The organism is Microcoleus sp. AT3-D2 (assembly GCF_036705715.1).
In the GTDB taxonomy this organism is placed as follows: domain Bacteria; phylum Cyanobacteriota; class Cyanobacteriia; order Cyanobacteriales; family Microcoleaceae; genus Microcoleus.
In genome coordinates, this window is the sequence record NZ_JAUBVE010000001.1 from 222,674 (window position 1) to 242,408 (window position 19,735).

At 46.0% G+C, this 19,735-nt stretch carries 16 protein-coding genes; 8 read left to right on the forward strand and 8 right to left on the reverse strand.

Features of this window, described 5'->3' with window-relative positions; translation table 11 throughout:
• Positions 1 to 108 precede the first annotated feature (108 nt).
• Positions 109 to 306, reverse strand: a complete 198-nt coding sequence (locus QUB44_RS00795; protein ID WP_333159489.1) for a hypothetical protein — start codon at positions 304 to 306, stop codon at positions 109 to 111.
• A gap of 358 nt (positions 307 to 664) precedes the next feature.
• On the opposite strand from QUB44_RS00795, the gene QUB44_RS00800 reads away from it, so the two are divergent.
• The 4 genes from QUB44_RS00800 to QUB44_RS00815 all read left to right on the forward strand — a co-directional run bounded on the left by QUB44_RS00800 (position 665) and on the right by QUB44_RS00815 (position 4,112).
• Entirely contained in the window at positions 665 to 922 is a 258-nt protein-coding gene (locus tag QUB44_RS00800; protein WP_333070949.1) for a hypothetical protein, read from the forward strand.
• A complete protein-coding gene (locus QUB44_RS00805; RefSeq protein WP_333361897.1) occupies positions 915 to 2,138 on the forward strand; it encodes a murein transglycosylase A in 1,224 nt (407 codons plus the stop codon). Before QUB44_RS00800 ends, QUB44_RS00805 begins: the two co-directional genes overlap by 8 nt.
• A 154-nt stretch (positions 2,139 to 2,292) precedes the next feature.
• Positions 2,293 to 3,000, forward strand: a complete 708-nt coding sequence (locus QUB44_RS00810) for a tetratricopeptide repeat protein (RefSeq protein WP_333159493.1) — start codon at positions 2,293 to 2,295, stop codon at positions 2,998 to 3,000.
• Positions 3,001 to 3,224: 224 nt separating this feature from the next.
• Positions 3,225 to 4,112, forward strand: a complete 888-nt coding sequence (locus tag QUB44_RS00815) for an ROK family protein (RefSeq protein WP_333361900.1) — start codon at positions 3,225 to 3,227, stop codon at positions 4,110 to 4,112.
• Positions 4,113 to 4,301: 189 nt separating this feature from the next.
• Here the strand turns inward: QUB44_RS00815 and QUB44_RS00820 are convergent, their stop codons facing one another.
• The 3 genes from QUB44_RS00820 to QUB44_RS00830 form a co-directional block, all read right to left on the reverse strand.
• On the reverse strand, positions 4,302 to 4,724 hold the full coding sequence (locus tag QUB44_RS00820) for a hypothetical protein (RefSeq protein ID WP_333361903.1): 423 nt from the start codon (positions 4,722 to 4,724) through the stop codon (positions 4,302 to 4,304).
• 457 nt (positions 4,725 to 5,181) lie between these two features.
• Positions 5,182 to 6,840, reverse strand: a complete 1,659-nt coding sequence (locus QUB44_RS00825) for a CTP synthase (RefSeq protein ID WP_333361906.1) — start codon at positions 6,838 to 6,840, stop codon at positions 5,182 to 5,184.
• A 105-nt stretch (positions 6,841 to 6,945) separates the two neighbouring features.
• On the reverse strand, positions 6,946 to 7,914 hold the full coding sequence (locus QUB44_RS00830) for an Rpn family recombination-promoting nuclease/putative transposase (RefSeq protein ID WP_333361909.1): 969 nt from the start codon (positions 7,912 to 7,914) through the stop codon (positions 6,946 to 6,948).
• Positions 7,915 to 8,218: 304 nt separating this feature from the next.
• Here QUB44_RS00830 and QUB44_RS00835 point away from each other — a divergent pair, with 304 nt between their 5' ends.
• The 3 genes from QUB44_RS00835 (at position 8,219) to cutA (ending at position 12,412) form a co-directional block, all read left to right on the forward strand.
• The gene (locus QUB44_RS00835; protein ID WP_333361912.1) at positions 8,219 to 10,732 is read left to right on the forward strand and encodes a VIT domain-containing protein; all 2,514 of its coding nucleotides are present in this window, start codon (positions 8,219 to 8,221) and stop codon (positions 10,730 to 10,732) included.
• Positions 10,733 to 10,985: 253 nt separating this feature from the next.
• Positions 10,986 to 11,882 (forward strand): pentapeptide repeat-containing protein, encoded by an 897-nt coding sequence (locus QUB44_RS00840; RefSeq protein WP_333361915.1) that lies wholly within the window; start codon positions 10,986 to 10,988, stop codon positions 11,880 to 11,882.
• A gap of 209 nt (positions 11,883 to 12,091) precedes the next feature.
• Positions 12,092 to 12,412 (forward strand): divalent-cation tolerance protein CutA, encoded by a 321-nt coding sequence (gene cutA, locus QUB44_RS00845; protein ID WP_333361917.1) that lies wholly within the window; start codon positions 12,092 to 12,094, stop codon positions 12,410 to 12,412.
• Positions 12,413 to 12,479: 67 nt separating this feature from the next.
• Here the strand turns inward: cutA and QUB44_RS00850 are convergent, their stop codons facing one another.
• On the reverse strand, positions 12,480 to 13,019 hold the full coding sequence (locus QUB44_RS00850) for a DUF2231 domain-containing protein (protein ID WP_333361920.1): 540 nt from the start codon (positions 13,017 to 13,019) through the stop codon (positions 12,480 to 12,482).
• A 51-nt stretch (positions 13,020 to 13,070) separates the two neighbouring features.
• Complete coding sequence (locus tag QUB44_RS00855) at positions 13,071 to 13,355, reverse strand: hypothetical protein (protein WP_333361923.1); 285 nt, start codon at positions 13,353 to 13,355, stop codon at positions 13,071 to 13,073.
• A gap of 216 nt (positions 13,356 to 13,571) precedes the next feature.
• Between QUB44_RS00855 and QUB44_RS00860 the strand changes: the two genes are divergently transcribed.
• Positions 13,572 to 14,831, forward strand: a complete 1,260-nt coding sequence (locus tag QUB44_RS00860; protein ID WP_333361926.1) for an FAD-binding oxidoreductase — start codon at positions 13,572 to 13,574, stop codon at positions 14,829 to 14,831.
• Positions 14,832 to 14,866: 35 nt separating this feature from the next.
• Here QUB44_RS00860 and QUB44_RS00865 read toward each other — a convergent pair whose 3' ends face one another.
• Positions 14,867 to 15,982, reverse strand: a complete 1,116-nt coding sequence (locus QUB44_RS00865; protein ID WP_333361929.1) for an ATP-binding protein — start codon at positions 15,980 to 15,982, stop codon at positions 14,867 to 14,869.
• A gap of 4 nt (positions 15,983 to 15,986) precedes the next feature.
• Positions 15,987 to 19,694 (reverse strand): PAS domain S-box protein, encoded by a 3,708-nt coding sequence (locus QUB44_RS00870; RefSeq protein ID WP_333361932.1) that lies wholly within the window; start codon positions 19,692 to 19,694, stop codon positions 15,987 to 15,989.
• Positions 19,695 to 19,735: the final 41 nt, after the last annotated feature.

The following is a 19,735-nucleotide window of genomic DNA, read 5'->3' on the forward strand; positions in this document are numbered from 1 at the left end:
TGGTTTTTGGTTTTCTAGGAAAACCCAAAAACCCAGCCGCCCCGCACGTTAACACAGAGCAGGGCGGCTACAGAGAATGTTAAAATTCTCCATTAGCCTCCATACTGCTTACTCAGTTTGGCGGTTAGCTGTCCATTGCTGTTGGTAGCAGCTTTGGGCAGTGCAACTAGATTTTTGAGCGACGTGGGCTGCTTCCTCTTTGAGGAAAGCAGCCTTAATTTCACAGCGTAGCCGCAGATGGGGGCCGCCGTCAATCGATTTAAGATTTTGGATTTTAGATTTTAGATTGGGGTTTTCCTGCAACAACTCAATCGGTTTTAGATTTTAGATTTTAGATTTTAGATTGAGATTTTCCTGCAACAACTCTCCGGTCTCTCCGGTCTCTCCCCTTCTCCCACTCTCCCCCTCTCCCCCTCTCCGGTCTCCCCCTCTCCGGTCTCTCCCCTTCTCCCACTCTCCCTCGACCCAACCTACTAGATGAGGGAATGCACCGAGGAAGAGGTAAAATATGGAATCGTTCCAAAAGCTTAAAATCAAAAAACTAAAATACAGATATGCCTAGAACACAAGTGCGAATATTCCTTGCACCTGCTGCTTGAAGGCAACCACATCAATTTTAGATTTTAGATTTTAGATTGTCCTCCAACAACTCTCTCCATCTCCTATGCCTAGAACTCCCAGCGAATATTCTGTGCACCTGCTGCTTGATGGTGGCCATCGCGAAGAAGTGCGTTTCGCAACCCTGCAAGATTTTCAAAAGTGGTACAGCAGTACGCTGGTGCCGAAACAAGATTCAAGAGAATTTCTTAACGTCCCGATTAAAAATATTCAAGGCGAATACATGGTAGTTCGGCCTACCAGCGTTCTCGCAATTCGCGTAGAACCGATATTTACTTCTAGCGTCGAACGATACGATGAATAAGGAAAATAATCAATTGAGTAGGGAAGATTGGAAATTGAGCAAGATTTTTCGCTATCAGCTATTAGCGATCGCCTGTTGCGTTTTGGCGATCGCTTTTTCGGTGCCCGCCGTTGCAGTTCCATCTCTGCAACCAATGAGTGTAAATCAATTACAAGCGAGTGAGTTGGAGTCGATCGCCTTTGACGCTCAAATCTGGGGCGAAAATGGCAAACCGGGCGATCGGGAATTGCTGTTAAAGTCGATCGACAATAGCCTCCGCTATCTCAATACATCGGCCGCCGCCACTGCCTACAGCCGCTATCCAGTAGCAGGAGTTACGCGCGATCGAGTCCGCCGTTCCCTCGATCGATTCCGCCAATTAGTTGTCAGTTCCACAACCCCTGCACAACTTCAGGAATCGGTCAAGCGCGAATTTGTATTTTACAAATCCACGGGCAAAGATGGCAAAGGAACAGTCGCATTTACAGGTTATTTCGAGCCGACTTACGCAGCATCTCGCACGCCTAATTCCGAATACCGTTATCCTCTGTATCGGATGCCGCCAAACATGGCATCTTGGCCGAAACCTCACCCGACAAGAGTGCAATTAGAAGGCGAAGATGCTTTGCAGGCAAGTAAAGGATTGCTGCGAGGGTTAGAATTAGTTTGGTTGCGCGATCGCTTCCAAGCATTTCTCGTGCACGTCCAAGGTTCTGCGAGATTGCAGCTAACAGATGGTAGCGAGATGACCGTCGGTTTTGCAGGCAAAACCAGTCACAGTTATACAGGAGTTGGACGAGAATTAGTTAAAGACGGAAAGTTTACTTTAGAAGAGTTAACTTTGCCGAAACTAAGGGAATATTTTACCAACTTTCCCGCAGATATGGACAAGTATTTGCCGAAAAATGAAAGCTTTGTATTCTTCCGGGATAGTAATGGAGCTCCAGCCACAGGAAGCATTGGAGTGCCAGTAACTGCCGAAAGGTCGATCGCCACCGACAAAGCCTTAATGCCACCCGGTGCACTAGCATTAATTAGTACAAAACTCCCTTATCCGAATGCGGCGGGACAACTCGAACAAAATGCCGTGAATCGGTACGTTTTGGATCAAGATACGGGCGGTGCAATCAAAGGCGCGGGGAGAGTTGACGTATTTATGGGAACGGGTGATTTAGCGGGCGATCGTGCCGGTTATATCAACTCAACAGGAGAACTGTATTATCCGCTTTTAAAGTAGATTAATTCTACTTCATGTGATTGTTTGCTGTGCGTCGCAATCCCGGACACGGCAATGCGCCGTGTCCCTACAGATATCTTCGACAATCTATATGTAATCCTACTTTTGATAATTGCTATAAAATAGAAAATACCCCACCCTCGCAATCTCACAAATGCTCAACAAAATTCTGCAATTCTTCAAACGACTAATTCAGCGGCTATTCGGAACCCCAAGCCAGCCCGCCCCGCCTTCAGAAAATACCACCATCCGCCCAACATTAACTGACGCGGAATACGAGTCAAAATTCATGGAAATCCTGGAAGGGGTGAATGCCGGCTGGAGTCGCGGGGATGTAGCAGGATTCTTAATCGCAAAACGCCTTAAAGATGGTGAATTGGCTGCTTGGCTGCGACGGTTTCAGCAAAGATTGTTAGAGGGTGAACATGATGAGATCGCTGCTACGGATGCGGTGGCATCGCTTCAGGAATTAGCGCAGCGGCTGGTATTGTTAGGTAGAATTGGCAGCGGGGAATTCTCAGAGGTTGCGAGGCAAATTGGGCGGGAGATATTGACACGGTTTCCGCTGCCGGAGGCTGAGGAGGAGGATACAAAGGGGAGGGTAATTGAGGCGGTGTTTGTTGGGGATGGTTTGGGTTTTTCTGGGGAAGGGAACCGCACAGGCGCTGAGGGTGCGGAGGCAGAATCGGAAGTTAATGTAGAGGCTGAGGCATGGTGCGATCGAGGTAATGAGCAGTATAATTTAGGACGATTTGAAGAAGCGATCGCATCTTATACCCAGGCAATTGCTCTCCAACCAGACTATCACGATGCTTTGCACAACCGAGAGGTAGCGCAACGTAAGTTAGGCGAAATTCAATAGGCGAACTCGCTTGTATCCAGAATTTTTGCTAGGGATTGCGATCGGTATGATACTATTAAGAATTAAGCCCAGTTTTCCTCACTAATTATTATACACTAAAATAGGAGTGGGAGGATTTAAATCCTCACTACCAACTTAATTGGTAAGGTGCACAATCCGCACCATAAAATATGTTTATCCTATGAGGATTAATCCTAAATCCTTGCATCTCAAACCCAAATCGAATGACACAAGTAATCGGCATTGACTTAGGCGGAAGCGCCATTAAACTGGGCAGATTTAGCGAAAATGGTCTTTGTCACCAATCCTTAACTGTCCCAACCCCTCAACCCGCAACGCCAGAAGCAGTTTTAGCAGCGATGACGGATGCTATTTTACAACTGAATCCGGCCGAAAATGCTGTAAGTGCGATCGGCATCGGCACTCCAGGCCCCGCAGACGCCGCCGGCAGAATAGCCAGAGTAGCCATTAACCTCAAAGACTGGCATAACGTCCCCCTAGCTGACTGGGTGGAAGCTAAAACCGGACTGCCGACCATGTTAGCAAATGATGCCAATTGTGCCGGATTGGGAGAAGCTTGGTTGGGTGCAGGAAGGCACTTTAAAGACCTAATTTTAATAACTTTAGGTACAGGAGTCGGCGGCGCAGTTATCCTAGACGGCAAACTATTTGTAGGTCATCAAGGCGCGGCCGGAGAACTAGGATTGATTACTATAAATCCCGACGGCCCGGAGTGTAAAAGTGGCAATCGCGGTTCTTTAGAACAGTACGTTTCGGTGCAAGCAATTCGCCGCCAAACCGATTTAGAACCGCTACAATTAGCAAATTTAGCTAAGTATGGAGATGCCAAAGCTTTAGAATTTTGGCGAAATTACGGTCGTTATCTCGGTATAGGTTTGGCAAGTCTCATTTATGTTTTAACCCCGGAAGCTATTATTATCGGCGGTGGAATTAGTGCAGGTGCAGAATTTTTCTTGCCGCAGGTTCGAGAAGAAATTGAGCGGCGGGTGTTGCCGACTTCTCGCGCAGATTTGGAGTTATTGGTTGCTGAATTGGGCAATCAAGCAGGCATAGTAGGTGCGGCCAAATTAGCTTGGCAGCTTGTTGAATAGTTAAAATTTAAAAATTCAGCGCATTTTACTGCGCTTTTTTCATATCTAAAATGAGGGTGCAACCTAAGCATTTTAGGTAAAAAAAATAAAATGAATGTGAGGAGTTACTAAACATAGTCTCCTTCATTCTTCATTGTTAATCTTTCTAACTAATGACTAAAGACTAATGACTAATGACTAATGACTCCTTCATGGCAGAGATTGTCCAGTCGTATTTTTTATGTATTCCTGAATTTGTTGATAAGTTTCCGGGTTGCTTTGGCGCAGGATAATAATATTAGTTGCGCTGTCAGGGAGGCAAAAGCTTAGGCGACCGTTCTGTTCGCAAGCAAAAGAGCTAATTCGACTCATATCGATCGCAAATTCTTTGCGGTCATAATTAAGTTTAATCCACGAACCTCTAGAATTGCGATCGATGGTTTTTTTGAGGTAATCGAGAACTTGCTTGTAAGCCTCATAATTGCCTTGGGGATTGAGGATAATCGGCTGACTGCTATTAGGCAGCCAAAAGGTGAGACGCTTGTTATCCAGTTCGCTAGAAAAAGCACTAATAGTGTCAAGGTCAATTATGTATGTACTTTTCTCATAAGTAATTTTGCTCCAATAAGCCACAAAGCCTCCTCAAACCTGTGTTTCCTGGTATTTTAGGATAGTTTGACAACTCATACCATTTTAGATTTTAGATTGTAGATTTTAGATTGGGCATGACAGATGACTATCGGGGTTGGGAAGTTGCCTAAAGTTACATTTTTTTTTGGAAACTGGTATCACCCTTGAAATCCGTAAAAAGTTAAGTAAAAATATCAGCATTTTTACCTTCTGCCTTCTGCCTTCTCCCTGGTGGTACTAGCCCCCCAGCCCTAGCATAGGGGTTGGGGGGAAGGTTTTTCACTCGTTGAGAATACTGCCCGATATCTAGTCCGGTAAGTGCGACCCCTATCAAATCCTATTGGTCTGTTGGGTGGGTTTTGTAATGTCCATTGTCTGGGCGATTTGAATATTGTCTACTCTGAACCGCCCCTACAGACATCTAATATATCAGAACTAATCGATCGCACATGATATGAGATCAGTTTGCTGCAACTTTCTCTGCCACCAAGTCGCGACCCTCATCTTCTAAAACATCCTGCTTTCCCTGGATGCTAGCGGCCTGGATAAACCCTTGAAACAATGGGTGAGGGGCGCTAGGTCGAGATTGGAATTCGGGGTGAAATTGGCAGGCTATGAAAAAGGGATGGTTAGGAAATTCGATCATTTCTACCAATCGGCCGTCTGGAGATGTACCGGAGACTGCATAACCTGATTCTAAGAAAAGATTGCGGTAGGCGTTGTTAAATTCGTACCGATGGCGGTGCCGCTCGTAAATCACTTCTTTCTGATAAAGTTTGAAAGCTAGCGTGTCTGGGTTGACACGACACGGATACAAACCCAGTCGCATTGTACCGCCCAAATCGACTACATCTTGCTGTTCTGGCAATAAATTAATTACCGGATTTGCAGTATCCGGGTCAAATTCAGCGCTGTTGGCATCCTTTAGTTGGGCGATGTGGCGCGCCCATTCAATCACAGCACACTGCATCCCCAAACACAATCCCAAAAAGGGTATTTTATGGTGTTTGGCATATTCGATCGCCGCTATTTTGCCGTCAACTCCCCGAATCCCAAAACCCCCGGGTACAAGAATGCCGTTGATATTTTTGAGATAATTTTCCAGGTTTCCCGATTCTAAATCTTCTGAGTTAATCCAGTGCAAATTCAGGTCGCAGCCGATCGCAATTGCTGCGTGCCGCAAAGCTTCGACCACCGAAAGATAAGCATCGTTCAACCGCACGTATTTGCCCACCAAAGCAATATCAATCTTGTGGTTGGGACTGTAAAGCCGCTTGACTAAGGTTTGCCACTGAGTCAAATCGGGTTGCCGCGGTTCGAGTTGCAGCAAATTGATGCTTTGTTCCGCTAAACCTTCCTGTTCCATCATCAGCGGCACTTCGTAGATACTTTTAGCATCTTGAGCGGTGATGACACATTCTTCGGGCACGTTGCAGAATTCAGACAATTTCTGTTTCATGCCCAAAGACAGCGGGCGATCGCACCGACAGACTAAAATATCTGGTTGAATGCCGATCGACCGTAATTCCTTCACCGAATGCTGAGTCGGTTTAGTTTTCATCTCCCCAGCCGAAGGAATCCAAGGTATCAGCGTGACGTGCATATACAAAACATTTTGCCGCCCGACATCCTTGCGAAACTGGCGAATTGCCTCCAAAAATGGCAAAGATTCAATATCTCCCACCGTTCCGCCGATTTCCGTAATCACGACATCGGGATTAGTATTTTTTGCTACTCGGTGAATTCGCTCTTTAATTTCGTTAGTGATGTGGGGAATCACCTGCACCGTGCTCCCCTGATACTCGCCGCGGCGTTCTTTGTTGATCACCGCTTGATAAATGGAACCCGTGGTGACGCTGTTGAGGCGAGACATGGAAGTATCGGTAAAACGCTCGTAGTGCCCCAAATCCAGGTCAGTTTCGGCACCGTCTTGCGTCACGAAGACTTCTCCGTGCTGAAACGGGCTGAGAGTGCCGGGGTCAACGTTAATATAGGGGTCTAGCTTCAAAATCGAGACCGAATAGTCCCGCGACTTCAATAGGCGGCCCAAGGAAGCAGCGACAATTCCCTTGCCGATGCTGGAAACCACGCCGCCGGTCACAAACACAAATTTGCTCATAGAATTTTCGACTTTAGATGTTTCAATGTCAGGTCAGACTCAAATGTGACATACGTAATCCATAAGGGCAACCACGGGGGATTGCCCCTACACCCATTTGACCAATTATTGACGATTGTTATGTGCTTGCAACCAAGTTGTCAAATCTGACAAAGTAGTAAAGTCTAATAGCGCCTCTCCTAAATTCTCTAATTGCTCAGTGGATAACTGAGCGATGCGGGTTTCGGTATCCGAAGACAGCGCGCCGAGACTGCGCTCTAACAGACGAACAATTAATCGCAATTTTCCTTGTTTGATACCTTGTTCGATACCTTGTTCGATGCCTTGTTCGATACCTTGTTCGATACCTTCTGCAAGGGCTATTTTGGTAGCTAGACTAATGGAGCCACGCTGGTCTTGAATGAACATTTCTCGCTTATCTAAATCATCTAGTTCCTGAGCATTTAGATTGGCTGTACTGGCAATATTAAAAGCCTGTTTCAGTTCCTGTACATTTCCCAATTCTTCCGGAACAGACTGTAAAGCTTGAGCTGTTTTCATGAAATATATCCACTTATCTGTCAAGGTTTCTAATTCATCTAGTCCCTTGTTGAATTTTGGCAACTCCACAAACACCATCTCAAATTCATCCGCTAGATAATCTACTAAAAATGTCTTTTCTTTGAAGATAAAGTGCGAAATCACTGTCTCCATGTTCTCAAACATTTTAAAATCTGTAATTGTCAGAGCAATCACAGGGTTTAAATTGCTGTAGCCACTTCCTGTGCTTAGCTGCATTGAATAAGTTTTAGTTGCATTATACAAAACCCGCTGCTGAAAGTATTCTACATTCAAAACCTGCATTTCAATAATCACAGTTTTGTCACCAGTAATCTTGGCTTTAACATCCAAGTAAGTATCTTTGATCCCTTTAATGTTTGGAGCTAAATAGGGGTCGATAATTTCTAAATCTTCGATAACTGGCTGTGCTTCGTAGAGAAGGGCATTCAAGAAACTAATCAAAATGTCCTTACTCTCAGCAGAGCCGAAGATTTTTTTAAATGCAAAATCGGTTTTGGGGTTGATAAAATTCATGGCATTTTCAATTTATTAGAGCTTGAGAGGTTGAGGTTAGAGCTATTTAAATAATTCCCGCACGTACCGCACTTGCTCGGTACTCCGTGTTAGCGGTGAGTAGTTCACTTATCTAACTATCATACAACTCTTGTAGGTTGGGGCCGATCGCCCGTTGGCGAAGCTTGCAGAAGAGGATCGACCCCAACCTACTGGTTTTGGCAGCCCGTTCCTTCATTTTTCCCAAAAAGCTAACTCAGGAACGTTTCGCGAAGGGTAAAGTCATGGTAAACAAAGCACCTCAACTCTGCTAAAAAAAACAGCTATGAAGTTTGTCTGCGTTATATCCCCCCAACGGTTGCTTTCTGCTGGTATCGCATTGCTCGCTGCGATCCTCTTCGAGGGCTTCGCTAACGAGTGTGGTGCGTGGCTCGCTCCAAATGCGGCGCGGGCAAAATCTCCTGGGGAAAATTATTCGTCTCTGTCGCCAAAAATCCTCGCTAGTAACGATGTTAATTGCAATGGCGGACGATCGCCCGAAACTCGCTGTCCAGTCGGCGGTTTGTTCGTCAAAACTCAAAATACGGCCTCAGAACAAGTCTTTCCTCTCAAGCAGACTGAAGTTAAAGCCAAAATAACTGGCAATATCTCCCGCGTCGAAGTTGTTCAGAAGTTTGAAAATCCTTTTCCTGAATCTATAGAAGCTGTTTATGTATTTCCTTTGCCCGATGAAGCGGCGGTGGATGATATGGAAATTAAAATAGGCTCACGAACTATCAAAGCTGATATCAAACTCCGCGAGGAAGCTTTGGAAATTTACCAAAAAGCCAGACAGCAAGGCCGGACTGCGGGTTTGTTGGAACAAGAACGCGACAATATTTTTACTCAGTCTCTCGCGAACATCAAACCGGGAGAAAAAATTGAAGTTACTATTCGCTACACCGAAAGTCTCAAATTTGCCGGCGGCGATTACGAATTTGTGTTTCCAATGGTGGTAGGGCCTCGCTATATTTCGGGAAATTCGACCGATGCCGATCGCATTAACCCGCCTGTTTTGCCTCCAGGAACGCGATCGGGCCACAATATCGCTGTTTCAGTAGAAATAGATGCCGGAGTTGCGATCGGCGATGTCCGCTCTACTTCCCATCAAATTATAACTGACCCCAGCGGCAATATTGTGCAAGTCCAATTAGCCAATTCAGACACAATTCCCAATAAAGATTTAATTCTGCGCTATCGAGTCGCTGGCGAAAATACTCGCGCAACTATTTTGACTCAATCCGACAAGCGGGGCGGTCATTTTGCTACTTATTTAATTCCGGCATTAAACTACAAAACTAATGAAATTGTACCTAAAGATGTCGTGTTTCTGATGGATACTTCCGGTTCTCAGCAGGGCGAACCGCTGGCAAAATCTCAGGAGTTGATGCGCCGCTTCATTCAAGGGCTGAATCCCAACGATACTTTTACTATTATTGATTTTGCCAACACTACGCAAGCACTTTCAACTACTCCTTTAGCGAATACGGCTGCCAACCGAGAAAGCGCAATTAATTATATCGACAAGTTGCAGGCTAACGGCGGCACTGAACTGCTTAACGGCATTCAAGCAGTGATGAATTTTCCGGCGGCGGCAACGGGAAGGCTGCGGAGTATTGTACTAATTACTGACGGTTACATTGGTAATGAAAATGAAGTGCTAGCGCGGGTTCAGGAAAGTCTGAAACCGGGAAATCGACTTTATAGTTTTGGTGTCGGCGGTTCGGTGAATCGGTTTTTGATTAACCGTTTGGCGGAAGTGGGAAGAGGCACGTCTCAAGTAATTCGTCAAGATGAACCGTCAGCAGAAGCGGCAGAAAAGTTTTTTCGGGAAATTAATCGTCCGGTATTGACTAATATTCAAATTAGTTGGGAAGGATTGGGGGAAAAACCGGAGATTTATCCGATCGCACCGCCAGATTTGTTTGCGAGTCAGCCGCTGGTTTTGTTTGGCAAAAAGACCGATCGAGCTAACGGTCAACTTCGCATCCGTGGCACTCTTGCAGGTGGCAAAGCTTACGAGCAAGTTTTACCTGTTAATTTTGCTCAATCCGGTGGGCGGCAGCGGGAGTCTACTTCAGTCGCAGCAACCGCTACGGATTTTGGCAATCCGGCGGTAGCTCAACTTTGGGGGCGATCGCGCATTAAAGATTTAATGAATCAAATGTTTGGTGGTGAGACTAAATCTCTGGTGGAAGCTGTGACTAATACTGCTCTGACTTATCGCTTGCTGTCGGAATACACGGCTTTTGTGGCTGTGAGCGAAGAAGTGCGAGTCGAACCTGATGGATCTCGTCGTAGGGTGCAAGTGCCTGTGGAATTGCCGCAGGGTGTCAACTATGAAGGTATTTTCCAGTCGGAGGGGGCAGAGCCAACTAGAGGCGGCACTCGCAGCGTTACCTCGAATCGCAACTCGGCACCGGTGAGTCCAGCTCCTGCTATGCCGCGGCCGCGAAGTTACGGTGAGTTGCAACGCCCGAAGCCTTTGGTTTCTCGCCTCCAAGTAGTTAGCGCCGAAGGGTTGGATGCCGGGGCGATCGCCACTTTGACTCAATACCTGCAATCTGTTAATCTCCCGACGGGGGTTAGCGGTGAAACGGTGTGGGAGTTATCGGTACAAGACGGCCGCGTTGCCCGATTGGCGATCCTCTTCGAGGGCTTCGCTAACGACACTAAAACCTCGACGCTGCAAGCAACAGATGCCGTAGAAACTCTCAAGAGGGCCTTAAGTTCCTGGCAACCTCCTGCAGGATTCAAGGGCACGCTGCGCCTGAAGTTGCGAATTAAGGTCGATCGTTAAAGAATGACTATCTATGTCACGAAACATTAACTTTTAATTCAAAAATACCGAAAGCGGGATCGCTACCGCGTGGAAGATATAAAATCTTTATTAAGAGATTGCCTTTAAACAGAAAGTGATGTTAATGAAATTTATACCGTTTGAGGCAAACGCTAAAACAGTTTGCTTTCTGAAACAGTTTCCTTTCTGAAACAACCTTAACAGTAAAGATTTCTGGATCGAAACCCCCCAATCATAGAAGGTATGATGCCCTATGGAAGTTAGTGAACTGCTCAACAATTACGAAAAAGGAGAAAGAGACTTTACTGGAGCCGACCTCAGCGGGAAAAACCTCAGCGGAGCAATCTTAATCGGAGTCAACCTTTCGCGAGCTAATCTTTCCGGGGCGAACCTCAGCAGGGCGTTTCTCACCAAAGCAACACTCAAAGGTGCACTGCTGCACAGAGCAAATCTAACTTTTGCCAAAATGGGTGAAACCCAACTCTCAGGTGCAGATTTGACAAAAGCCAATCTCAGCGGTGCTTTTTTGGTAAAAGCAAAATTGCCCAGGGTAAAGTTAAGCGGCGCAACTTTAACGGGCGCAAACCTGCGGGGTGCTGTGTTGTGGAATGCCAATTTGTGCAGCGCCGACTTGCAATTAGTTAACTTGCTGGGCGCGAATCTGACTGGAGCTAATTTTAAGTGGGCAAACCTTTACGGTGCAAAGCTCAATAGTGCAAAACTTTTTGGAGCTCAATTAACCGGAGTCAGTCTGCGACGAGCGCAGTTGACAGGGGTGAATCTCTGCGGTGCAGATTTGAGCGGCGTCAACGTGAGTGAAGCTAAACTGATGGGAGCTAATTTGGAAGGCTCGAATTTGGCGGGGGCGAATTTCAGCGCGGCTCAGTTGCGTGGGGTGAAGTTGGCGGGTGCAAACTTAACCGGGGCTAAGTTGAGGGGGAGTTGTTTGAGAGGGGCAAATCTGAATTGGGCAAAGTTGTGTCAAGCAGATTTGATGGCAGCAGATTTGAGCGAGGCGACGTTAATAGGAGCTAATTTAGATAATGCTTTGTTGGCGGGAGCTATTTTGCCGGAATCTACTAGGCGCTATTTTTCTTTAGCTGGGGCTGGCAGAGTCAATTCTTGGGAAGTTACGGAAATTAACGGTTGATTGTTGACTGATGACTGTTGACTGTTGACCGAAAGCATCCAGGATACAAGCCCTCGGATTCATCCGTCCAGAAATAAAAAACCTGTATCCGATGAAACTTGCCCCCGAATTTATCCGTGGGGTCGCTTGCTTCAATTCTAAAATCTAAAATCTAAAATCTAAAATCTAAAATCGATTGACTGTTGACTGTTGAGTGTTCACTGTTGACTATGACAATTAATTTTGGGGTGGTGCTGGTAACTGCAGCATCGGAGGCGGAGGCGGAAAATATTGCTAAAACTCTAGTTGAACACAAGCTGGCTGCTTGTGTGAGTTTGTCGCCAATTCGCTCTATTTATACTTGGCAAGGCGAGATTCATGCCGAGTCAGAGTGGCAGTTGCTGATTAAAACTGATTTGGCTAAATTTGAGGCTTTAAAAACAAAAGTTCAGGAACTCCATTCCTATGAAGTTCCCGAAATTATTGCTATTCCTATTATCGCTGGCAGTGATGCTTATCTCAATTGGCTGGGAAAATCTTTAAGTTTGTAGTCAAGACTTTAGCCCTTAAGTGTCAAATGAAGAGGGACCCAAGTCCCTACTACAAATGGTCAGAAACCTAGGAATTATGACTGGTAGGGCCGATGACGCCGATTTTGTGGCGAAAACTTAGTTCGCCGCCGTACCAGCCTGTAATGCCCAGCAAGGTTGCCACGACGATCGATATTGCTAAACCTGTATATAAGATCGGCTCAGCCGGATTTCCTTGTCGCAACAGCAGGTTAATCAGGGAAAGTACCATAACCGCCACATTGCCGCCCATGTGCAACCAACCGGCACTGCGCTCGCGCACTCTTTTAACTTTGAAAAACTCTAAAAAGCCGGTGATTGCGGCCAAAATCCCCGCAGCAAAACCGACACCGATCAGCCAAACCGAAGCTCTCGCCCAAAACGGATCGCTTGTCAGCCAGTAACCGATGTCTGTGCCGGCGGCTCCTACTAAAAAGGCGATCGGAAACAGTACGATCGCGGGGTGGAGCGGATGGCCTGCAATTGCAACTGAACTCGTTATGCCCGCGTCGCGATACTCTGTATCGTGACTTTCGAGAATCGGCGGAATATTGGGATAGGGCGTACTATTTCTGGGATTTGTTTCCATGATTCCTACAGATAACTTTTGTACAACTAAGCCGTTTTTATTGGATTGAACTTAATCCCAAACCCGTTCGCCATTTTCGTCAACGCGGGCCTGCCGAACTACGTCAGAAATTTCGTCGGCGTCTTTGACGTGGTGCAAAGCTTTCTTTTCCCCATCCGGTTCTTCGACAATCACATAAGTTGGAACTGTAACTGTATCTCCCGTGATGTCGGGTACGTGGTCTACCGCCAGTTGCTGCGCTTTTTCTTCAATGGTTTGCGGTTCGTCGGAAATGCGATCGCCCGGATTGGTACTGCGGTTAATATCTTTTTTCTCGTTCGGTTTGTCGATACTCATAAAACCTCTCTGGTGTTTCTAATTTTTTGCTGGTTCTGGCTCTAATTCCTACTATTGAACGAAAAATATGCCTACGCGAACATCTCCCGAGGGGTGGAAGTTTCAGTTATGCCGATCGCAGGCAGCCTCTTCCTGTAGGTAGAGGTTTTTCGATTGGTTCCGAAAAAACCTAAGCTAAAATCTAAGCATGATATTTTCCTTCCCTTTGAGTTGCCCATGAAAAGTTACGATTGGATTGTTGTCGGCGGTGGCATTACGGGTGCGGCACTGAGTTACGAACTGGCAAAAAAAGGTTTTGCTGTGCTGCTTTTGGAACGAGATGCTACCATGCAAAATGCTACTCGTTTTAGTTATGGCGGCTTGGCTTATTGGTCGGCAACGACTGATTTAACTCGCCAATTGTGTCGGGAAGGTATCGAACGCCACCGCAATTTATCGGCGGAATTAGATGGTGATACTGAGTTTCGCGAGTTGGATTTGTTGCTGACAATTGATGCGGGTAATGATGCCGAAAAAGTGGCGGCTAATTACGCGCATTTTGCGATCGTTCCGCAGCTTTTGAGTGTTGCAGAAGCTGGCGAGTTGGAACCTTTGTTGAATAAAAGTGCGATCGCCGGAGCTCTGACTGTGCGTCACGGTCACATTTCGCCAACCGCAACAAATAAAGCTTATTGTCAAGGGTTTCTGCGGTTGGGAGGCACTATAGAATTTGCTGAAGTAATTGGGTTTATAGAAGAGGGAAATCGGATTTCGGGAGTCAAGACGGTATACGAAAGTTATGCGTGTGAAAATACGGTTATTTGTGCTGGAGGTTGGAGTAGGAGTTTGCTGAAAGCCGCTGGTGTTTCTGTGGGAGTTTATTTTACTCGCACAGAGATTTTGGAAACTGCACCTGTGGATTTGAAACTCAGGACTTTAGTGATGCCGGCGGTATTAAAACGTTTTGAATTGGAAGCTGAATCGAGTAGAATTGAGGTGGCTTTTCTGTGGGATGAACCGGGTAAAGAGTTGCTGTCGCCGATTTTAGATTCGGGTGCAATTCAATTTAATGATGGGAGTTTGCGGATCGGGCAATTGTCTCGCACTTTGAGCGATTTGAATGCTACAGTCGATCGCGAAACCAGCGAAACGGCAATTCGTGCAGGAATCGGCAAGATTTTGGCTGATTTGGCAGGTTTACCTGCAACTTGGCACGAGTGTAGTGTGGCATTCAGCGCTGATAATTTGCCTGTAGTGGGGCCGATTGCCGATCGCCCTGGATTGCACGTTTTTTCGGGTCTCAGCAATCCTTTGACTATTGTACCTGCTTTGGCTGAACGATTTGCGAAGGTGGCGGGGGGAGAAGAAGATAGGGCGATCGAGCTTTTATCTCCCAGTCGATTTATCGAAGAAGGAAGTTCGGCAACGGATTCTGTAACGGATGTAACGGATGTCAGGAAGAAGGAAGAAGGAAGAAGGAAGAAGGAAGAAGGATAGATGACTAATGACTAATGACTAATGACTACTGACTACTAACTACTGACTAACAAAGGCAGCGCGACAATAAATGTAGTACCTTTGCCGATCGCACTTTCCACACTTATTGTACCGCCGTGCAGGTCAACTATGTGTTTGACAATGCAGAGTCCCAAACCCGATCCTTTAATCTTGCCTACATTAGCACCCCGTTCAAACTGCTGAAATAATTTCCCTTGATATTCCGGTGTCATCCCAATCCCCTCATCTCGAACGCACAAAATTATTTGCTGGCTTTCGCAGCTTAATTCTAAACTGACATTGCCACCGTTTGGAGAATATTTAATGGCGTTTGAAAGCAAATTAGTCAGAAGGTGGTGCAGTAGTTTGGCATCGAGATTGGCGTGCAGCGGATTTGTGTGACTGCGGAAATGTACTAGGTGTTTGTCGGTGACGATAGGTTGCAGTTCTTCTAAAATAGAATTGCATAAATCCGTCGCATTAATCGGATTTAAATTTAAGGAAATTTTGCCTGATTCTGCTTTGCTAAGCATTAAAATATCTTCCAGCAACCCACTCATATTACTGACTGCTTTTTTAATGCGGTCAACATTTTTATTCTTCGTTCCGGGGTTTTTCTGCAAGTCGCTATCTTCTAGCATTTCAGCCGATAACTGTATCGTAGTTAAAGGAGTATTTAAGTCGTGGTAAGCCATCGAAATAAAGCGCGATCTATTTTCGCTTTTTTCTGCTGCTAATGCCATTATTTTTTTCAGGATAACTGCTTCTTGATGTTTGCTCAGCGCTATCTTGATAGTGGCGTGCATTTCTCTTTCTTTAAAAGGTTTGAGCAGGTAGCCGTAAGAACCAGTATTTTCTGCTCGCTCCAAAGTTTCGTCGTCAGCATAGGCAGTTGTATAGATAATGGGTATATCTAATTCTTGATTAATTATTGCTGCTGTTTCTATGCCGTCAATGTCGCCTTTGATAACTATGTCCATTAAAATTAAATCGGGTCTTAGTTCGCGGGCGCGCTGGATGGCATCCGCTCCTGAAGAAACGATATCGGCGATTTGATATCCCAATTTTTCTAATTTAGGGGATAAATTTTTAGCAATTAACAGTTCGTCTTCGACAATCAAAATCTTAATTGTTTTTTCGACCAAGCTCATATTATTACAATCTTTGAAAGTAGTTTAACTCGTTAAATTTTAAGTGAAAGGATGTACCAAATTCTCTGGATATTTCGATAGTTCCTTCCAACTGCTCGGTTAAAGTGCAGACCACTTGAAACCCCATTGAGTGAGTTTTCCGAAAATCTAAGTTTTGAGGAAAGCCAATGCCGTTGTCCTTAACTAAGAGGTTGATTTCTTGATCGCCCGTTTGATAGCATTCTACACTAACTGTACCAGTTGTGCCATCAGGAAAAGCGTGTTTCAGGGTATTTGAAACCAATTCATTGGCAATTAAACCGCAGGGAGTAGCAGTTTCAAGATTTAGGGAAATTGGATCAGCTAATACCTGCAACTGAATTTGGTTGTTGCTAATATTGTAAGAGTGAAACAAGTTACTTACCAAATCTTCGAGATATTCGCCAAAATTAATTTGCGCTAGGTTAGTCGAGCGGTACAGTTTTTCGTGAATCAGAGCCATAGAATAAAGGCGATTCTGACTTTCTTCAAACATTTTGCTTACTTGCGGGTCGGCAACTGTGTTCGATTGCAATTCTAACAGACTGGCAACTACGCAGAGGTTGTTTTTGACGCGGTGGTGAATTTCTTTGAGCAAAATTTCTTTTTCTCTGAGGGAGTTTTTCAAATTTGCTTCTGCTTGTTTGCGGTCGCTGAGTTCAGCTTGCAGTTGCTGGTAAAGTAGAGATTGCTGAATGGCGATCGCCAATTGATTCACCAACTGCTGAAATAAATTGATTTCCGATTCTCGCCAATCACGAGATCCATCACATTGGTGGGCTATCAGCAATCCCCAAAGTTGGCTGTGCTGAATAATCGGCACTACTAACTTTGCCCTAACTTGAATGTGTTTCATAAACTCCATCACACAAGGTGTAATGGTGGGAGAATCTAGTTCGGAAATTGCAGAAATTCGCCCTTGCAGATAAAGCTGATAACTTTCAGCCGGGAAAGCCTCTTCGCCAAAACATCTATCCACCAGTTGGCTGCATCCTTCTGCCACGGCTTCAGCAATGACTCGGCCGCCGTTTTCGGGTAAAAGTTGATAAACCAAAACTCGATCGGCTAATAATACTTGCTGAAGTTCCGCAACCGTGGTGTTGAGAATTTCCTCTAATTGCAAAGACTGGCGGACACGACGGGCGATCGCCTCCACAAGCCGTTCTTGCTCGAACTGCTGCCCCCTAGCGAGTTCGGCGTATTTAGAATTGCTGATATCAGCGGCATAACCAATAATTTCGATCGGAATACCCATGCTGTCAACCAATAGTTTTAATTCCGTCCTTAGCCAGCGATAAATTCCGTCTTGGTGTAGAAAACGATACTCGCAAATGCAATTTTTTTCCTCGGACAAATACGAATAATTTACTAGAAATTGTGGCATATCTTCAGGGTGAATCCTGCTAGACCAAAATTTAGAATCTGCTAACAATTCTTGGGGATCGTAGCCAACGATTGTCTGAACGTTGTCGCTGATGTAAGTAGTACAAAATTCCCCCGTCGGTGCGGCTGTAAAAATTACCGCTGGATTAGAACCCAGCAAAAATTGCAGGCGTTCTTTTAACTGCTGAAATTCCATTTCTGCCCGCTTACGATAACTGATATCTTCGATCGCCCGCATGGTGTAGAGAGGAATGCCCTCGCGGTCGCGGATCAGCGTCACCGTCAAGTTTGCCCACATCAGCTCGCCATTCTTCTTAATCAAGCGTTTTTCCATTTGGAAGCGAGGAATATTGCCGCAGACCAACTGCTTGACTTGCTCCACATCTGCTTGTAAATCTTCTGGATGCGTGAGTTCAGTAAAAGTCATGCTAGCCAACTCCGAATCGCTGTAGCCCAACATCTGGCGGTGAGCTTCATTCACTTTGATCGTGCGGTAGTCCCGCACGCTTGCCAAACCAAGCGCGATCGGAGCATCGTCAAATAAATTGCGAAACTTTTCCTCACTCTTTTGCAGTGCAGCTTCTGCGTGTTTGCGAGCGGTAATGTCTCGGGCGACCCACATCACCCGATCGATCTCCAGCGGCGAAATACTGGCATCAAACCAAAATAATTTGCAGCCAATTTCCATGCTGTATTCAACTCTGTGGGTTTCCCCAGATGCCAATGTTTGGCGAATGTGGGCCAGGGCAAAATTAGCTTCCGCTTCAGGGAAGATTTCGGCGAGGGTTTTGCCCAGCACTTCAGGAGCCGGTTTGTAGAGCAGTTCGGGAGCCGTGGGGGCGATTTTGAGGTAGCGGCCGCTTGCGTCGAAAACCAGCACGATATCCGTCATGGCGTTAAAAAGCGCTAGCAGTTCGGCTTCGGATTTTTGGAGTTTTTCTTCGGTCAATTTGCGATCGGTAATGTCGGTGTCAGTGCCAGTCAGGCGGAAGGCCTTGCCAGAAGCCGATCGGATCGCGCTGCCGCGGGCAAGTATCCAGCAAATGCTGCCGTCTTTACGCAGCATCCGGTGTTCTATTTGATAAATTTCTGTCAAACCCTCTAGATAAGCATTTACTGCTTCGGCGACTGCAACTCGATCGTCGGGATGAACGTGAGACGCCCAATTTTCCATGCGGTTAGGAATCTCTGCGTCTTGATACCCCAACAAAGCTTTCAAAGACGGAGCAATGTAGATTTCGTCGGTTTCCAAATTCCAGTCCCAAACCCCCACTTTGCCGGCCGATACGGCCATTTCGTACCATTGTGTCCGCTGCTGCACTCGCAGTTCTAACTCTGCATTGAGCTGCTGCAAAGCGATTTCTGCTTGTTTGCGATCCGTGACATCCCGGCCTGCAGCTTGATACTCGACGATTTGTCCGCTCTCGTCGAATATCGCCCGATCGATCCACTGCTGCCAGCGAATTTCCCCGCTCGGCAAAATTACTTGGTGCTCGCAGGTAAAAATAGGGTTGTCGGGAGACACAGAAGTATATTGCTGTTGAAAAATTTCTCGGTCTGCTTCTGGCAGCAGAGACATGAAGCATTTACCGAGTAAGTCTTCTGGTTGCACGCCGAAATAACGGCAGTAAGCTTGATTGACAAAAGTTATTTTACCGTTGGGGAGGTAGCGGCAAATCAATTCCGTTTGGTCTTCCACAATCGCCAGGTAGCGCGCCTCGCTCTGCCGCATGGCATTTTCGGCATTTTGGCGATCGCTGGCTTTTTCTAGTTCACAATTACCCTCTAACAGTTCGCATTGTTCCTGGAGTTTTGCCACTTCTTGATGCAGTGCCTCGATCCAGCTATACATTGCTGGGCGAATACTTTTTTCACTGACTATACCTACTGGCTGACCCCGTTCATCTACAATTGGCAAGCAGTCGATCGAGTATTGACAAAATAGCTTGAATGCGGTAGTAATATCTGTAAATTCTGATTCTTGTAAGACAATTAAATTCTGCGTCATTGCGTCGGCAACTTTCATGCCTTGCCATCCGTATTCGGAGGTGGCTAAGTTCAGCACATCTTCTGGGCTTAGCAGTCCGACTAGCTGATTTTCATCGACAACTAAGACGCAATTAATCGATGCTTTTACAGTTTCGTTTGAGTCGGGAAGTGCAGGTGAATTAGGCAGTGGGCAAGGTTTGCTCGTCCGACGCATCAGGGCGATCGCCTCTGCGAGCGAAGTTGAGGGATCAACCGTCACAGGGTGGCGATCGACAGCTTCGTCGGGCGATCGTAAATTTGCCGACAAATTAGCAAGTTTCATTAGTCTTGGTCAAAAAGTATTGCTAATTAACTTTAGCAACA

Excerpts from the sequence above, each read along its gene's own strand:
- QUB44_RS00800 (WP_333070949.1), top strand. The coding sequence starts at position 665 with ATGCCTAGAACTCCCAGCGAATATTCTGTGCACCTGCTGCTTGATGGT.
- QUB44_RS00805 (WP_333361897.1), top strand. The coding sequence starts at position 915 with ATGAATAAGGAAAATAATCAATTGAGTAGGGAAGATTGGAAATTGAGC.
- QUB44_RS00810 (WP_333159493.1), top strand. The coding sequence starts at position 2,293 with ATGCTCAACAAAATTCTGCAATTCTTCAAACGACTAATTCAGCGGCTA.
- QUB44_RS00815 (WP_333361900.1), top strand. The coding sequence starts at position 3,225 with ATGACACAAGTAATCGGCATTGACTTAGGCGGAAGCGCCATTAAACTG.
- QUB44_RS00825 (WP_333361906.1), bottom strand. The coding sequence starts at position 6,840 with ATGAGCAAATTTGTGTTTGTGACCGGCGGCGTGGTTTCCAGCATCGGC.
- QUB44_RS00830 (WP_333361909.1), bottom strand. The coding sequence starts at position 7,914 with ATGAATTTTATCAACCCCAAAACCGATTTTGCATTTAAAAAAATCTTC.
- QUB44_RS00835 (WP_333361912.1), top strand. The coding sequence starts at position 8,219 with ATGAAGTTTGTCTGCGTTATATCCCCCCAACGGTTGCTTTCTGCTGGT.
- QUB44_RS00840 (WP_333361915.1), top strand. The coding sequence starts at position 10,986 with ATGGAAGTTAGTGAACTGCTCAACAATTACGAAAAAGGAGAAAGAGAC.
- cutA (WP_333361917.1), top strand. The coding sequence starts at position 12,092 with ATGACAATTAATTTTGGGGTGGTGCTGGTAACTGCAGCATCGGAGGCG.
- QUB44_RS00850 (WP_333361920.1), bottom strand. The coding sequence starts at position 13,019 with ATGGAAACAAATCCCAGAAATAGTACGCCCTATCCCAATATTCCGCCG.
- QUB44_RS00855 (WP_333361923.1), bottom strand. The coding sequence starts at position 13,355 with ATGAGTATCGACAAACCGAACGAGAAAAAAGATATTAACCGCAGTACC.
- QUB44_RS00860 (WP_333361926.1), top strand. The coding sequence starts at position 13,572 with ATGAAAAGTTACGATTGGATTGTTGTCGGCGGTGGCATTACGGGTGCG.
- QUB44_RS00865 (WP_333361929.1), bottom strand. The coding sequence starts at position 15,982 with ATGAGCTTGGTCGAAAAAACAATTAAGATTTTGATTGTCGAAGACGAA.
- QUB44_RS00870 (WP_333361932.1), bottom strand. The coding sequence starts at position 19,694 with ATGAAACTTGCTAATTTGTCGGCAAATTTACGATCGCCCGACGAAGCT.